Origin of the sequence: Agrobacterium sp. SORGH_AS 787, assembly GCF_030819035.1 — a bacterium.
GTDB classification, from domain to species: Bacteria; Pseudomonadota; Alphaproteobacteria; order Rhizobiales; family Rhizobiaceae; genus Agrobacterium; species Agrobacterium larrymoorei_B.
Map to the genome: position 1 here is coordinate 1,890,286 of NZ_JAUTBG010000001.1, position 15,250 is coordinate 1,905,535.

At 58.6% G+C, this 15,250-nt stretch carries 13 protein-coding genes; 4 read left to right on the top strand and 9 right to left on the bottom strand.

The features are described 5' to 3' along the window. Positions 1 to 28 precede the first annotated feature (28 nt). From QE435_RS08330 to QE435_RS08340, 3 genes are all read left to right on the top strand, one after another. Positions 29 to 760: an SDR family oxidoreductase gene (locus tag QE435_RS08330; protein ID WP_349040928.1), complete on the top strand. Its 732-nt coding sequence runs from the start codon at positions 29 to 31 to the stop codon at positions 758 to 760. Positions 761 to 837: 77 nt separating this feature from the next. After that, positions 838 to 2,448: an FGGY-family carbohydrate kinase gene (locus QE435_RS08335; RefSeq protein WP_349040929.1), complete on the top strand. Its 1,611-nt coding sequence runs from the start codon at positions 838 to 840 to the stop codon at positions 2,446 to 2,448. Between the two features lie 57 nt (positions 2,449 to 2,505). Then, a complete protein-coding gene (locus QE435_RS08340; protein ID WP_349040930.1) occupies positions 2,506 to 3,231 on the top strand; it encodes an SDR family oxidoreductase in 726 nt (241 codons plus the stop codon). A 65-nt stretch (positions 3,232 to 3,296) separates the two neighbouring features. Here QE435_RS08340 and QE435_RS08345 read toward each other — a convergent pair whose 3' ends face one another. The 4 genes from QE435_RS08345 to QE435_RS08360 are packed head-to-tail and all read right to left on the bottom strand — an operon-like array spanning position 3,297 to position 6,293. After that, positions 3,297 to 4,358: a GTP-binding protein gene (locus tag QE435_RS08345; RefSeq protein ID WP_349040931.1), complete on the bottom strand. Its 1,062-nt coding sequence runs from the start codon at positions 4,356 to 4,358 to the stop codon at positions 3,297 to 3,299. Continuing rightward, positions 4,358 to 4,657 (bottom strand): hypothetical protein, encoded by a 300-nt coding sequence (locus QE435_RS08350; RefSeq protein WP_349040932.1) that lies wholly within the window; start codon positions 4,655 to 4,657, stop codon positions 4,358 to 4,360. The genes QE435_RS08345 and QE435_RS08350 overlap by 1 nt, the downstream gene beginning before the upstream one ends. A gap of 26 nt (positions 4,658 to 4,683) precedes the next feature. After that, positions 4,684 to 5,583 (bottom strand): polysaccharide deacetylase, encoded by a 900-nt coding sequence (locus tag QE435_RS08355; protein WP_306927739.1) that lies wholly within the window; start codon positions 5,581 to 5,583, stop codon positions 4,684 to 4,686. Between the two features lie 41 nt (positions 5,584 to 5,624). Further along, positions 5,625 to 6,293, bottom strand: a complete 669-nt coding sequence (locus QE435_RS08360) for an FCD domain-containing protein (RefSeq protein ID WP_349040933.1) — start codon at positions 6,291 to 6,293, stop codon at positions 5,625 to 5,627. 223 nt (positions 6,294 to 6,516) lie between these two features. Between QE435_RS08360 and QE435_RS08365 the strand changes: the two genes are divergently transcribed. Continuing rightward, positions 6,517 to 7,500 (top strand): asparaginase, encoded by a 984-nt coding sequence (locus QE435_RS08365; RefSeq protein ID WP_349040934.1) that lies wholly within the window; start codon positions 6,517 to 6,519, stop codon positions 7,498 to 7,500. Between the two features lie 64 nt (positions 7,501 to 7,564). On the opposite strand, the gene QE435_RS08370 is transcribed toward QE435_RS08365, so the two are convergent. The 5 genes from QE435_RS08370 to QE435_RS08390 all read right to left on the bottom strand — a co-directional run bounded on the left by QE435_RS08370 (position 7,565) and on the right by QE435_RS08390 (position 15,222). Continuing rightward, on the bottom strand, positions 7,565 to 8,614 hold the full coding sequence (locus QE435_RS08370) for a sn-glycerol-3-phosphate import ATP-binding protein UgpC (RefSeq protein ID WP_349040935.1): 1,050 nt from the start codon (positions 8,612 to 8,614) through the stop codon (positions 7,565 to 7,567). Further along, complete coding sequence (gene ugpE, locus QE435_RS08375) at positions 8,614 to 9,462, bottom strand: sn-glycerol-3-phosphate ABC transporter permease UgpE (RefSeq protein WP_309770380.1); 849 nt, start codon at positions 9,460 to 9,462, stop codon at positions 8,614 to 8,616. Before ugpE ends, QE435_RS08370 begins: the two co-directional genes overlap by 1 nt. Positions 9,463 to 9,471: 9 nt before the next feature. Then, positions 9,472 to 10,353: a sn-glycerol-3-phosphate ABC transporter permease UgpA gene (gene ugpA, locus QE435_RS08380; protein WP_309770381.1), complete on the bottom strand. Its 882-nt coding sequence runs from the start codon at positions 10,351 to 10,353 to the stop codon at positions 9,472 to 9,474. 79 nt (positions 10,354 to 10,432) lie between these two features. Next, on the bottom strand, positions 10,433 to 11,737 hold the full coding sequence (ugpB, locus tag QE435_RS08385; RefSeq protein ID WP_349040936.1) for a sn-glycerol-3-phosphate ABC transporter substrate-binding protein UgpB: 1,305 nt from the start codon (positions 11,735 to 11,737) through the stop codon (positions 10,433 to 10,435). 293 nt (positions 11,738 to 12,030) lie between these two features. Further along, positions 12,031 to 15,222, bottom strand: a complete 3,192-nt coding sequence (locus QE435_RS08390) for an efflux RND transporter permease subunit (protein ID WP_349040937.1) — start codon at positions 15,220 to 15,222, stop codon at positions 12,031 to 12,033. Positions 15,223 to 15,250: the final 28 nt, after the last annotated feature.

The following is a 15,250-nucleotide window of genomic DNA, read 5'->3' on the forward strand; positions in this document are numbered from 1 at the left end:
AACATCTTCATAAACGCAGGAGAACTAAATGTCTGAATCGCTGCAAGGCAAGATCGCGGTCATCACCGGTGCCGCTTCCGGTATCGGGCTTGCTACCACCGAAGCACTCTTGGAACAGGGCGCGACCGTGGTCATGGTCGACTGGAACGAAAAGGCCTTGAATGAGCTCGTCGCAAAGCTTGGCGAGCGTGCCATCGCGCAGGTTACCAACCTTCTGGATACCGACAGCTGCAATTCCATGATCCCGGAGATCTTGGCAAAGGTCGATCACATCGACATTCTCTATTGCAATGCTGGCACCTACATCGGCGGCGATCTGACGGAGACGACGCCTGACGCGATCGACAAGATGTTGAACCTCAACGTCAATGCCGTGATGAAGAATGTCCACGCCGTGGTCCCGCACATGTCGGAGCGCAAGACTGGCGATATCATCGTGACCTGCTCGATCGCCGGTCACTTCCCCACTTATTGGGAGCCCGTCTATTCCGGTTCGAAATGGGCGATCACCAGCTTCGTCCAAGGCATGCGCCGCCAGATGATCCCGCACGGTGTGCGTGTCGCCCAGGTCTCGCCCGGTCCGGTCGTCTCCGCGCTGCTGGCAGACTGGCCGGAGGAAAACCTCCGCAAGGCCAAGGAGTCGGGTAGCCTCATCGACGCGAGCGAAGTGGCCGACGCCATCGTCTATATGCTGACGCGCAAGCGCACGGTCACGATCCGCGACATGTTGGTTTTGCCGACCAACTTCGATCGCGTCTAACATCAAGGAGCGTCTGAAATCAAATATTTCAGACGCTATTCTCACATATTGGATCACCCGAGCGAGGACTGTCTCAAATGGCTTCTTACCTGATTGGCGTCGATGTCGGCACTGGATCTGCTCGCGCTGGTGTATTCGATACCGAGGGCAAGCTTCTCGCAACGGCCAAGCGATCGATCTCGATGCATCGGGAAGACGGTGGCATTGCGGAACAGTCGAGTGCCGAGGTCTGGCAAGCGGTCTGCGAGAGCGTCCGGGAAAGCGTTTCGCGAGCAGGTATAGACCCGGCTGACGTGGCGGGCCTCGGCTTTGACGCGACATGTTCGCTTGTTGTCTGCGGTGCGGGCGATGAGACGCTTCCGGTTGGCGATCCCAGCCATCCTGAGCGGGACATTATCGTTTGGATGGATCACCGCGCGGTTGGACAGGCTGAGCGGATCAATGCCGGCGACCACGCCGTCTTGCAATATGTTGGCGGGCGCATTTCGCCAGAGATGCAGACGCCCAAGCTTCTATGGCTTAAGGAAAACAGCCCCACTGTCTACGACCGCGCTGCGCAGTTTTTCGATCTTACGGATTTTCTCACATGGAAGGCCACCGGATCGCTCGACCGTTCCGCCTGCACCGTGACGTGCAAATGGACCTATCTTGCCCATGAGGACCGGTGGGACGCCGATTATTTCAACGCGATCGGTCTCGGCGACCTGGCGGAGCAGGGCTTCCGCCGCATTGGTCAAAGCGTCGTCCATCCCGGCACTGCGCTCGGCTCCGGCCTGACGGAAGAGGCGGCACGAGCGATGGGGTTACGCCCCGGCACCGCTGTCGCCGCCGGTCTGATCGACGCGCATGCCGGTGGAGTGGGAACGGTCGCTGCAGGCGGTGACGCGTCGCGATGCCTCGGTTACGTGTTCGGCACATCCTCCTGCACCATGACGACCACCGCCAAACCTGCCTTTGTATCAGGCGTCTGGGGTCCCTATTATTCCGCCATGGTTCCAGGCGCCTGGTTGAATGAAGGCGGGCAGTCGGCTGCCGGGGCTGCCATCGATTATCTGGTGCAACTGCATCCGGCATTTGCCGAGGCAAAGGCGCGAGCCGATCAGGAGGGCAAGGCCTTGCCGGTCTGGCTCGCCGATCGCGCCTTGAGCCTGGCTGCGTCGGCTTCCGCCGCAGCGGATATTGCCAAGGACTTTCACGTTGTGCCGGAATTTCTCGGTAATCGCGCGCCGTTCGCCGACCCCCACGCGCGCGCTATCATCGCTGGTTATGGCATGGAGACTGGGGTGGATTCCCTCGTCGCGCTTTATGTCGCGGGGCTTCTTGGCCTCGGCTACGGGCTTCGCCAGATCATCGAGACACAGGCGCGCCACGGTGCGCCGGTGGAAACCATCAGCGTCAGTGGAGGGGCGGGGGCCCATCCGCTTGCTCAGCAGTTGCTGGCGGATGCGATGGGTATGCCTGTCGAGCTGACGGAATGCGAAGAGCCGGTTCTTCTTGGTTCGGCCATGCTGGGCGCAGTTGCCGCAGGGGCTTTCCCGGATCTTTCGTCCGCTATGCCTGCAATGTCGAGGGTTAAAAACCTTGCCTCACCTGAAGCTGCATTCCGAAAGGTGCACGATGCGCGCTACCAGGCGTTCCTGGCGCTGCAGAATGTAGCACGGACCGTTCGCTCCAACAGTCACTCCTGAACACCGTAGAAGTCAGAGATTAGCAGGCCAACGCGGCCGCATTAATGCGAGGATACCATGCAGTTTACTGGAAAGTCCGTCATCATTACCGGAGCCGGAAAAGGAATTGGACGCGCCTGCGCCCGCCTGATGGCGTCACGCGGTGCGGAGGTCGTGGCGATCAGCCGTACTCAGTCCGATCTCGACAGCCTGAAAGCCGAAATTGGTGGACGCTCGATCCGCGCAGATCTTGCCGATGCCGCCGCCACCCGGGCCGCAATGGCAGAAGCAGGCCCCTGCGATTTTCTGATCAATAGCGCCGGCATCAATGTGTTGGAAAGCGTGTTGGACATGACGGATGCCGGCTATGAGGCTGTACTCTGCATCAATCTGCGCGCGGCAATTATCACCTGCCAGGAGTTCGCCCGGGCACGTGTGGCAAAAGGAGGGGGCGGCGCGATCGTCAACATCACGTCAATTGCCGGACACCGCGGGTTTCAGGACCATCTTTGCTATGCGGCGTCCAAGGCCGGGCTTGAGGGCGCGACGCGTGTGCTTGCCAAAGAGCTTGGTCCCCATGGTATTCGCGTCAACGCGGTCGCACCCACCATCACCCTGACCGAACTCGCTGCAGAAGCATGGAACGATCCAGTCAAGAGCCAGCCGATGATGGTTCGCCATCCCCTCAATCGCTTCGCTGAGGCGGAGGAAGTGGCAGAGAGCATCGCGCTGCTCTTGTCCGACGACAGCAAGATGATTACCGGTGCCATACTGCCGATCGATGGCGGCTTCCTCGCTGTTTGATCAGCGGGTTTCAAAGCTAATCAGTAGCGAAGCCGCGCGCTTGGCGTTCGATGAGCGAGGCGTGACTATCGCTCCGCCTGCTTCGGAGAGTCTGTTATCGCAAGCGGATCGGCCTCGACAAAGGCGGCAAAGGACTGGGCAATATCCCCGATGTCGCCATCGACAATAAAGACGAGCACGCTCGTGCGGTCGCCTGCGGGCCATGCGGCCATGTGCACGGGTTGATGGATAAGATGTTGAACACCGTGGATCACCACCGGCGTCTCATATCCGTTGACGCCGATGATGCCCTTTACCCGCAGGAGCTTTTCGCCATGCCTGTTGACCAGCAGGGAAAGCCATGTCGAAAACCGTGGCCATGAGACGGTGTTGGGTGTGGTCACGGATATGGCGCGGATCGCACCATGCGCGTTGACGTCTTGCAGCGGCGCATGTGCGTGGTCATGGTAACGCTCAGCTGCGACCCAGCGCCGAGCTTCGGCTGGCCGGGCTGAGAGGTCGTGGATATCCTCCGTCAGGATCAGGCTCGCCGCGGGATTGGCAGGATCGGTGATTTCGATGCTGGCTGTCGGATTCATGGTCGACAGCTTGGCGATGAGCGCCGCTATCGCATCGGGCTCTGCAAGATCCGTTTTGGTAATGATCAGGCGATCGGCAACGGCGACCTGCCGCGCGCTCTCGGTATAGGTCTCAATGTTATGCTGCCCATTCGGCACTTCGACGACGGTGACGATGTTGCCCATCGAGAAATGATATTTCAACATCAGATCAGCCGTCAGCGTGGCGACGATCGGTGCCGGGTCGGCAAGTCCCGTGGTCTCGATGATGAGCCGGGTGAAAGAGCCTATACGACCTGCCTTGCGCTTTTCGAAGAGGGACAGGATCGCCTGCTTCAGATCGCCGCGGATGGTGCAGCAGATGCAGCCACTCTGCAAAAGGACGGTGTCGTCCTCAATCGTCTCGACAAGCAGGTGATCGAGACCGATGCTGCCGAATTCATTGATGATCACAGCGGTGTTGGAAAGATCGGGCTCCGACAGCAATGCATTGAGCAAAGTCGTCTTGCCGGAGCCCAGAAAGCCGGTGAGGACATTGACGATAATGGGTTGCTGGGCGCCGGATGCCATCACGCCTCCCGCATTTTCAAGAGGAGTGTTGGATCGAGAGGATCGATCGCCTCGCCGGCAAAAGCCTCTGCCAATGGCCACAACTGGCCCAGATGGTCCACGACCGCACTTCTTCCCGTGCGGCCAGTGAGAACATATCGATCGTTCCACACCTTCAAACGCAGCCCATAGTGACCGAGGACTGCATTGACGGCACTGGCCTGTCGGTAGCGCTCGGCGGCGGGCGTCATCGACGCAACGCCTTTGCCGCCGCTGCTCCAATGATCTGCCGCGCCAAGCGCACCGCACAGGCCGCACATTCGCTTTCTCCCTTATGCCTTAAGACTTATGACTGTGGACGGGCCGTGCCGCTGCGTGGATAGCGCTTGGCGAAGTCAGCAGCGATTTCTTCCATGGTGACGAACTTCACGCCTTCAAACTGACGGATGTGGTCGAAAATGCGCTCATGCATCTTGAGAACGTGTGGCTTGCCGGAGACATCCGGGTGGATGGTCAGCGGAAAGACGGCGTAATCGTAGTTCTCATAGACCCACTCGAATTGGTCGATCCACATCTGCTCGAGGTCGCGTGGGTTGACGAAGCCGTGGCTATTGGGCGCGGCCTTGATGAACATCATCGGCGGGAGGTCGTCGAGATTCCAGGATGCTGGGATTTCGATCAGGTCGGTTTCGGGACCCTGGGTGAAAGGCTTCATCCAGTGCGAAGGATGTTTCGAATAATCGATCTTCGTCCACTCGTCACCGACGGTGACGTAATAGGGATGGTGGTCATTGTGCATCAGGGAGTGATCGTAAAGAATACCCTTCTGCTTCAGCAACTCGTTCGTCTTGGAGCCGAACTCCCACCAAGGCGCCACATAACCGCGCGGCGGTTTGCCGGAAAGCTTGGTGATGAGGTCGACGCACTTGTCGAAGATCGCTTCCTCCTGCTCGGGCGTCATGGCAATCGGGTTTTCATGGCTATAGCCATGCATGCCAATCTCGTGACCGGCATCGGCGACCTGCTTCATCTCATCCCAGAATGTCTCGATCGAGTGTCCGGGAATGAACCACGTGGTCTTGATGCCCCATTTTTCGAAAAGACGGAGAAGGCGTACAGAGCCGACCTTGCCCGCAAAGACGCCGCGGGAAATATCGCAAGGGCTGTCTTCGCCACCGTAAGAGCCAAGCCAGCCCGCGACGGCATCGACGTCGATACCATAGGACACCAAAATTTCCTTCGCCATGATCGCTTCCTTCTGTAATGGCCAGGTTGGCCTGATTAAATTCAGGGCAGTTCGGTTGGAGAGAGGCCCGAGCGGCTGCCCCCCATGCTGATATGTTTGCGCATGTAATAGTGCGCACCGTCCGGATCGCCGCGTTCGATGGCCTCCAGGATCAACTCATGCTCCTTGACCGCAGGCCAAAGATCGCCGGGGTGCAATACCGGCATACGTTGGCTCTCCTGCATGACGACCGCGAATGTTCGATGCATATCGACGAGCAGACGGTTGCCGGAGATCGCCAGGATCTGGCGATGAAACTCTGCATCGGCCTCTACGTAACCGCCCAAGTCCGCGTCATGTGCCGCGCGGCGAAAGGCAGCGAGCGTGTTGCGGAGGGCGGCAAGATCGTCCTGCGTGCGGGAGATCGCAGCAAGCTGCGCTGCGTAACTCTCGACAACATGCCGCAACTGGTAAACCTCGCGAAGAGAGTAGGGGGCGGCTTGCGGCCAGGCACCGTTTCTCTCGTCGCTGGCCTCAGCGATGATGAACCCGCGACCATTGTCTTGAGCTTTGATTTTGCCGGTGGTCAACAAAACGGAGATGGCCTCACGAAGTGTCGCCCGGCTGATGTCCAGAAGCCTTGCGAGTTCTCGCTGCGGCGGAAGTGCTGCGCCTTGCGACCAGTGGCCTTCGGCGATCATCGAGGCGAGCGCTTTGACCGTGGCCGCCACAGTGCTTCCGCCTGCGCTTGCCCCTCCCGCTGTCCTCTTGATCGCCGCTTCAACCAGGTTTGTTCTCCGTCTTGGTCTGACCAAGGGTTTTGTTTGTTGCAGAAGATCGGATTTTGGTCAGGCCGTCAACGTCAAAGAATAGGCAGTTCCTGCCCATTTCTTAGCCATTTGACAATCTTGGTCAGACCAAGTTAGCTGCCTTAAAGATTTTAGGGGAATGATCATGACGAAAACTGTTTGCCTCATTACCACGGGCGGGACGATCGCCTCGCAGAAGAATGCGAGCACAGGCCATGTGACTGCTAAGCTTGGCGGTAATGACCTTCGGGCCACGGTGGAAAGCCGTCTTGCTGGCGTCGAGCTGGTGGTCGACGAATTCATGACGGTCGGGAGTTTTGCGCTTTCGCTCGAAGACGCCTTTGCTCTCGCTTGCCGGATAAGGGACCATCTCGCCGACCCCAAAATCGACGGGGTTGTCGTGACGCATGGAACCGACACGATGGAGGAGAGCGCCTATATGGCCGATCTTCTCATCGACTGCGAAAAGCCGGTCGTCTTCACCGGCGCGCAGCGCGCAGCCGATGAGCCGGACGGAGATGGTCCGCGAAACATCGCGGACGCGGCTCGTATCGCTGCATCTGAGACCGCCCGCGGTCTGGGCGTGCTGCTTTGTTTCGAGCAGGAGTTTCATGCGGCCCGCGACGTGACGAAGTCGCACACCTCTCGTACCGATACGTTCATTTCTGCCGAGCATGGGAAACTAGGCGAAGTCGATGGCGACTTGGTCGTCGTGCACCGGCGTCCGGTGAGCCCCGGCAAAATTGGCGCAGAGCGCGTCGAGTCGGATATCGAGATCGTCAAGCTTGGAATCGGCACCAGCGACCGGTTCCTCCGCTTCGCTGCCTCTGAAGGAATGCGCGGCATCGTCATCGAGGGTTTTGGCCGTGGCAATGCGACGCCCGCCGTGACGGCTGCTGCTATCGATCTCGTCAAGAGCGGTTTCCCCGTCATCATGACGAGCAGGTGCCAACGCGGTCGCGTCAAACCGATCTACGGGAACGGCGGCGGCAAGACGCTTGCCGAAGGCGGCGTCATCTTTGCAGGTGATCTGAGTTCGCAAAAAGCGCGCGTTCTTCTCTCGATGCTTCTAGGATCCGGATTGGGGATCGAAGAAATACGCCGTCAGGTCGAGCGCTTCGGTCTTTAGGCGATGTTTCGCTCTACCGAATTGTTGAAGCGGGACCTTCGGAGATCCCGCTTCATTTTTGCAGTCAGTCGATACGAGCGCCGCTGGCATTGAAGAAGTGCAGATCCGCAGCCTTCGCGCCGATCTGCAACACATCGTCCATCTCGATGCGTGAGCGTCCCGCCACACGAAAGACGATATCGCTGCCATCGGCTAATGTGCCGTGGACGTAGCTTTCAGCGCCGACCAGTTCCACCGCAGCCACCTTGACGGATGCGCTAAAGGCCTCATCCTGGGGAACGTCTGCGATCAGGTGAAGGTCTTCCGGGCGAATGCCGAGCGTGGTTGCAGCGGCCGGAGTTGCTGCGTCTTGCGTCATCGACCAGTTGCCGGACGATGTCGGGATGGCAAGCAGGTTCATCGAGGGCGAGCCGATAAAGGTCGCGACAAAGGTCGTCGCCGGACGCTCATAGAGTTCGATCGGGGTGCCTACCTGCTCGATGCGCCCTGCATTCAGGACCACAAGCCTATCGGCCAGCGTCATCGCTTCCATCTGGTCATGCGTAACGTAGACGCTTGTCGTGGCAAGCGAACGCTGGAGCCTCTTGATTTCGACACGCATCTGTACGCGAAGCTTGGCATCAAGGTTCGATAGAGGCTCGTCGAAGAGATAGGCGGCGGGTTCGCGTACGATTGCGCGCCCCATCGCAACACGCTGCCGCTGGCCGCCGGACAATTGCCTCGGTTTGCGCTCCAGAAACTGCTCGATTTCCAGCGCCTTTGCCGCCTGCTCGATACGGCGATCGATCTCGTCCTTCGGGGTGTTACGGTTTTTCAGCCCGTAAGCGAGGTTCTGTCGCACCGTCATATGCGGATAGAGCGCATAGTTCTGGAAAACCATGGCGATATCCCGCTCGGACGGCTCCAAGTCGTTGACCACCCGATTGCCGATCGAAATTTCACCGCCTGAGATACTTTCGAGACCGGCGATCATGCGCAGCAGCGTGGATTTGCCGCAACCGGATGGGCCTACGAGAACGACCAGTTCTCCATCGGCGATTTGCAGAGACACGCCTTTGATGGCTTCGACACTGCCATACATCTTGCGGACATCGTTCAAAACAATCTGGGCCATTACTTTTCTGTCTCCACAAGACCTTTAACGAACCACCGCTGCATCACAACGACAACGATGATGGGTGGGATGATAGCGAGGATCGCTGTGACCATGACGTAGTTCCAGGGGGTGGAGGCGTCAGTGAAGTCGACCATGCGGCGAAGGCCGATGATGATCGTGTTCATCTTGGCGTCATTCGTGACCAGGAGAGGCCAGAGATATTGGGTCCAGCCATAGATGAACAGGATCACGAAGAGAGCTGCAATATTGGTGCTCGAGAGCGGAAGAAGGATGTCCTTCATGAAGCGGAACGGTCCGGCGTTGTCGATGCGCGCCGCTTCGACCAGCTCTCCTGGGATCGTCAGGAAGAACTGCCGAAACAGGAAGGTGGCCGTGGCCGACGCCATCAATGGCAGGGTCAGGCCCGCATAGGTGTCGATCAAACCGAGATCGACGACCACCTTATAGGTTGGCAGGATGCGCACCTCGACTGGCAGCATCAGCGTAATGAAGATCATCCAGAAGAAAAACATCCGGAAGCGGAAGCGGAAAAAGACGATGGCGAAGGCAGAGAGGAACGAGATGATAATCTTGCCGACCGCTATCGCCATGGCCACGACGAAGGAGTTGAAGAGCAGGCGTTCAAGACTGACGCCGACCACACGTTCGACACCACCCGCCAAGGCTTCTCGATAATTTTCCACAAGGTGGCCGCCCGGAAGCAGCGACATGGGCGGGCGGATGATGTCTTGCGATGTCATCGAGGAGGCGATGAACGTATAATAGATCGGGAAGGCGACAATGATGATGCCGATGATGAGGATGAGATGGCCGATGCCATTTGCGATAGGGCGTTTTTCAATCATGTCTGGTCCTCACCCGTAATGCACCCGCTTCTCGACGAAGCGGAACTGGAAGGCTGTCAGGCCGATCACGATGATCATCAGGATCACGGACTGGGCCGCGGATGAGCCGAGGTTCAGGTTGACGAAGCCATCATTGTAGACCTTGTAGACGAGCGTTTCGGTAGCCTTGGCAGGGCCGCCGCCGGTGACGGCGTGAATGATGCCGAAGGTGTCGAAGAAGGCGTAGACCGTGTTGACCACCAGCAGGAAGAACGTGGTCGGCGCAAGAAGCGGGAAGATGATCGTCCAGAAGCGCCGGCTTCCTCGAGCGCCATCAATGGACGCGGCCTCAATGAGCGACTTCGGGATGGCCTGAAGACCCGCCACGAAGAAGAGGAAATTATAGCTGATCTGCTTCCACGCTGCCGCAAAGACGATCAGTGCCATGGCTTGGTCGCCCTTCAGCAGCGGGTCCCACTGGAAGCCAGTGGAGCGCAGCAGATAGGCAAGCGTTCCCATGGCAGGGTTGAACATGAAGAGCCACAGCATGCCAGCGACGGCAGGTGCAACCGCATAGGGCCAGATCAGCAGCGTACGATAAAATGTCTGTCCGCGTACGACCTTGTCGGCAGCCGTTGCCAGAAGCAGTGCCACCGCCATGGAAACCAGGGCTGTCAACGCGCTGAAGACGATCGTGACCTGAAGCGCGTGGAGATAATTCGGGTCCGACAGCGTGTCTGAAAAATTGGCAAGACCGACGAAGGTCGTTTTAAGCCCGAATGCATCTTCCTGCAGCACCGACTGATAGATCGCCTGGCTTGCGGGCCAGAAGAAGAAAATCAGTGTCAGGACGATTTGGGGTGCCAACAGCAGGTAGGGTAGGATTTTGTTCGGGAAGTGAACCGTGTGCAAGGGTGATGCTCCTCAGCCGGCCAGGGAAAAAGCATTGCCCGCATCCAAAGATGCGGGCAGCGGCTTCAGCTTACAGGGATTATTTGGAGGCGGCCGCGATGGCTGCGTTGCCGCGCTTGACGATCTGATCGAGCGTCGTCTTGGCATCCTGCTTACCCGCCAGCATGGCTTCGAACTGCTCATTCATGATGTCGCGAACCTGCGGCAGGTTCGGCAGGCGAACACCCTTGGAGTTTTCCGTCGGTGCCTTGCCGGTCATCTGAAGGATCGGCGTTTCACGCGCCGGATTCTTTTCATAGAACCCGGAAGCCTTGGTGGCTTCGTAAGCGGCATTGGTCACAGGAAGGTAGCCGGACACCTGATGCAGGCGTGCCTGGATCGGCGTCTGCGACAGGAAGTGGAAGAACTGGGCAATGCCCTTATATTCTTCATCGGTCTTTCCACCGAAGACCCAAAGGCTTGCGCCGCCTGGAATGGTGTTCTGTGGTCCGTGACCTTCGTAATAAGGAAGCTGGCCGATGCCGTAGTTCATTCCGGACTTTACGATGTCGCCGAGGCCGCCGGATGATTCCGTCAAGATCGCGCATTCACCGGACAGGAAAAGCTGTTTCGCTTCGGACGTTCTGCCACCATAACGGAAGGTGCCATCCTTGGCGAGATCGGCGATCGATTGGAAGTGCTCGACGAAGAGCGGCGCATTGATCTTCAATTCCACCTTGCCGCCACCGAGGCCGTTCTCATTCGTACCGTAGGAGACGTTGTTCCAGGCGGCGAAGTTTTCGGTCTGGATCCACGTCAGCCAGGTCGAGGTGAAGCCGCAGGGTGCAGCGCCGCTTTCCTTGATCTTGCGAGCGGCTTCGAACACAGCCGGCCAGGTCTTTGGAGGGTTTTCGGCGTCGAGGCCGGCCTTCTTGAAGGCATCCTTGTTGTAATAGAGGATCGGCGAAGACGAGTTGTAGGGGAAGGACAGCATGGTGCCGTCCGGCTTCGAATAATAGGCAACAATCCCAGCAAGATAGTCGGCCTTGTTAAACTCGAATCCGCCCTTCTTGAGAACGTCGGCGACCGGCATGATGGCGCCTTCTGCGCCCATCATGACGCCAGAGCCGGCATCGAAGACCTGAATGATGGCAGGAGGCTGCTTCGAACGGAAGGCTGCGATCCCTGCATTCAGGGTTTCCGGATAGGTGCCCTTGAACACCGGCGTGATCTTGTACTCGCTCTGGCTCTCATTGAACTCCTTGGCGAGCTGATCGACCACTTCGTTGTTCGCGCCGGTCATGGCGTGCCACCATTGCAGTTCGGTTGCTGCAAAGGCAGAGGTGCCAAAAGAAAGCGAAATAGCAAATGCCGCCGCGGATGCAGCGAGACGTTTCGTGGACATGATGCCTCCCTAAATTTACGCATGGTCCAGCAACAAGCTGCCCAGGATTTTTTTCCGCCGGAACCTCCCAGAACCAGCGTCAACCTGCTTCATTCGAAGCATGTCATATAGAAAACGAAAACAAGTGAACGTGCAACGAAATTATGACAGTCGGTTGTTTGTGGTTGTGCAAAACCAGAGGCTGAGAATATTGATGGCCGGTTGGCGTCGGCTTGGAGCACTCCAGACGATAGAGAGAAGCCCCGGAGACAAATGTCTTCGGGGCTTCTTGTTTGACGATGTGGTAATCGTCGTCACACGGCTTCGCTCATCTTGTAGTCAGTGTTCGCAGGCTCTTGCTTGTGCTGGACCAGCGGACGATTGCCGGAGAGTTTGCGAACGAGCACATAAAAGACCGGCGTCATGAAGATGCCGAAGAAGGTGACCCCGATCATGCCGGAGAAGACGGCGACGCCCATAGCGGCGCGCATCTCCGCTCCCGCGCCGGTGGAGATGACCAGCGGCACGACACCCATGATGAAGGCAAGCGATGTCATCAGGATGGGGCGCAGACGAAGGCGGCTGGCTTCGATGGCTGCGGCAACCGGTGAGCGTCCTTCAAACTCCAGTTCCCGTGCAAACTCTACGATCAGGATGGCATTCTTCGCCGAGAGCCCGACAAGGACGATAAGGCCGATCTGGGTGAAGATGTTGTTGTCCCCGCCCGTCAACCAGACACCCGTCATGGCCGCAAGCACACCCATCGGCACGATCATGATGATGGCGAGCGGCAAGGTGAGGCTCTCATACTGTGCGGCCAGAACCAGATAGACCAAGAGCAGCGCCAGCGGGAAAACGAGGAAGCCCGAGCTTCCGGCGAGGATCTGCTGATAGGTCAAATCCGTCCACTCGAAGGCGATGCCCGATGGCAAGGTCTCATTGGCGATGCGTTCGATGGCTGCCTGGGCTTCGCCGGAAGAGAAGCCCGGTGCGGGGCCGCCATTGATATCGGCCGACAGGAAGCCATTGTACCGTGTCGTACGCTCAGGGCCTGTCGTGGCGTCCACCTTCAACAATGCGGACAAGGGTATCATTTGACCGTTAGATGACCGCACCTTCAACTGACCGATGTCTTCCGCCTGGGAGCGGAACTTGGCATCCGCCTGCACACGCACGCTGTAAGTGCGGCCGAAGGCATTGAAGTCGTTCACGTAGAGCGAGCCGAGATAGATCTGCAGCGTTTCGAACACGTCCGTCACCGAGACGCCCAGTTGCTCCGCCTTGGCACGATCGAGATCGGCGTAGAGCTGCGGCACATTGATCTGGAAGCTTGAGAACAGACCAGCCAGTTCGGGCGTCTGATAGGCTTTGCCGAGGAAGGCTTTGGTCACCTCGTCGAGCGTCTGGTAGCCGAATCCTGCGCGGTCTTCGATTTGCATCTTGAAGCCGCCGGTGGTGCCGAGGCCGTTGACCGGCGGTGGCGGGAACATGGCAATGAAAGCATCCTGAACGGCGCCGAATTTCTGGTTGAGCGCCATGGCGATGGCGCCGCCGGAGAGCTCCGACGTGGTGCGCTCTTCGAACGGACTCAAGGCGACGAAAACGACGCCCGCGTTCGAGCTGTTGGTGAAGCCGTTGATGGAGAGGCCGGGGAACGCAATCGCATGTTCGACGCCTGGCTGCTGCATGGCTATGTCGCTCATGCGCTTGATGACGTCTTCCGTTCGATCAAGACTCGCGGCATCCGGCAATTGTGCAAAGCCGATCAGATACTGCTTGTCCTGCGCGGGGACGAAGCCACCCGGAACTGCATTGAACATGCCATAGGTCGCGGCTGCCAGAATGACGTAGACGATCATCACGATGCTCTTGCGATTGAGCAGACCTCCCACGCTTTTGCCGTAACCATTGGATGCCGCGCCGAAGGCACGGTTAAAGCCACGGAAGAAGCCGCCCAGAACCTTGTCCATGCCACGGGTCAGCCAATCCTTCGGCGCGTGGTGGTCCTTTAGAAGCAGGGCCGCCAGTGCGGGTGACAGCGTCAAGGAGTTGATAGCGGAGATGACGGTGGAGATCGCGATCGTCAATGCGAACTGACGGTAGAACTGCCCCGAGAGGCCGGAAATGAAGGCCAGCGGCACAAAGACGGCCACGAGCACCAGCGCGATCGCGATGATCGGACCGGATACCTCTTTCATAGCGCGGTAGGTCGCGTCACGGGGAGAAAGGCCGTTCTCAATATTGCGCTCGACGTTCTCCACCACGACGATAGCGTCATCCACCACGATGCCGATGGCAAGCACAAGGCCGAACAGGCTGAGTGCGTTGATGGAGAAGCCGAAGACATACATGACTGCGAATGTACCGATGATCGACACCGGAACGGCAATCAGCGGGATGATGGAGGCACGCCATGTCTGCAGGAACAGGATGACGACGATCACGACAAGGGCGATGGCTTCCAGAAGCGTGTCGATCACCTTGTCGATGGAGGCGCGAACAAACTCGGTCGTGTCATAAACGATTTCGTATTTGACGCCATCTGGCATCGCTTTCTGCAGATCCTGCATGGTCGCAGCAACCTGATCGGAAATGGTGATGGCGTTTGAGCCGGGGGCCTGGAAGACCGGAATTGCAACGGCAGATTCGCCATCGAGCAGCGAGCGCAAGGCGTAATCGGCAGCGCCGAGTTCGACACGTGCGACGTCACGCAGGCGGGTGATCTCGCCATTCGAGCCGCTTTTCACGATGATGTTGCCGAATTCTTCCGGAGTGGAAAGCCGACCTTGTGCGTTGACGTTGAGCTGCAGATCGACGCCGTTCGGACTTGGCGAAGCGCCGATCGTGCCGGCTGCCGCCTGCACGTTCTGTTCGCGAATGGCGTTGCTGATATCGCTGGCGGCAAGGTCGTGCTCGGCGGCCTTCTGCGGATCGATCCAGATACGCATGGAGTAATCGCCGGCACCGAAGATCTGTACCTGGCCCACACCCTCGATGCGCGCCAGCCGATCCTTGATGTTGAGGACGGCGTAGTTGCGCAGGTAGGTGAGGTCGTACCGATTGCCGGGAGAGACGAGATGCACGACCATCATCAGGTCGGGAGAACTCTTGACGGTGGAAACGCCAAGACTTCTGACTTCGGCGGGAAGGCGAGGCTCGGCCTGTGACACGCGGTTCTGCACCAGCTGCTGCGCCTTGTCCGGGTCGGTACCCAGCTTGAAAGTCACCGTCAGCGTCATGACGCCGTCGGAGGTCGCCTGGCTGGACATGTAGAGCATGTTCTCGACGCCATTGATCTGCTCTTCAAGCGGTGTCGCCACCGTCTCGGCAATGACCTTCGGGTTCGCGCCGGGATAGGTGGCGCGAACGACGATGGAGGGTGGTACGACTTCGGGATATTCGGAAATCGGCAAAGCGCGCATGCCGATAAGGCCTGCCACGACGATGAGGACCGATAGGACGCCAGCAAAAACTGGCCGGTCCACGAAAAATCTGGAGATGTTCATGAGTTAGCCCTCTCCGGGTGAATTCTGA

Excerpts from the sequence above, each read along its gene's own strand:
- QE435_RS08355 (WP_306927739.1), bottom strand. The coding sequence starts at position 5,583 with ATGGCGAAGGAAATTTTGGTGTCCTATGGTATCGACGTCGATGCCGTC.
- ugpE (WP_309770380.1), bottom strand. The coding sequence starts at position 9,462 with ATGATTGAAAAACGCCCTATCGCAAATGGCATCGGCCATCTCATCCTC.
- QE435_RS08340 (WP_349040930.1), top strand. The coding sequence starts at position 2,506 with ATGCAGTTTACTGGAAAGTCCGTCATCATTACCGGAGCCGGAAAAGGA.
- QE435_RS08390 (WP_349040937.1), bottom strand. The coding sequence starts at position 15,222 with ATGAACATCTCCAGATTTTTCGTGGACCGGCCAGTTTTTGCTGGCGTC.
- QE435_RS08345 (WP_349040931.1), bottom strand. The coding sequence starts at position 4,358 with ATGGCATCCGGCGCCCAGCAACCCATTATCGTCAATGTCCTCACCGGC.
- QE435_RS08350 (WP_349040932.1), bottom strand. The coding sequence starts at position 4,657 with ATGTGCGGCCTGTGCGGTGCGCTTGGCGCGGCAGATCATTGGAGCAGC.
- QE435_RS08335 (WP_349040929.1), top strand. The coding sequence starts at position 838 with ATGGCTTCTTACCTGATTGGCGTCGATGTCGGCACTGGATCTGCTCGC.
- ugpB (WP_349040936.1), bottom strand. The coding sequence starts at position 11,737 with ATGTCCACGAAACGTCTCGCTGCATCCGCGGCGGCATTTGCTATTTCG.
- QE435_RS08330 (WP_349040928.1), top strand. The coding sequence starts at position 29 with ATGTCTGAATCGCTGCAAGGCAAGATCGCGGTCATCACCGGTGCCGCT.
- QE435_RS08370 (WP_349040935.1), bottom strand. The coding sequence starts at position 8,614 with ATGGCCCAGATTGTTTTGAACGATGTCCGCAAGATGTATGGCAGTGTC.
- QE435_RS08365 (WP_349040934.1), top strand. The coding sequence starts at position 6,517 with ATGACGAAAACTGTTTGCCTCATTACCACGGGCGGGACGATCGCCTCG.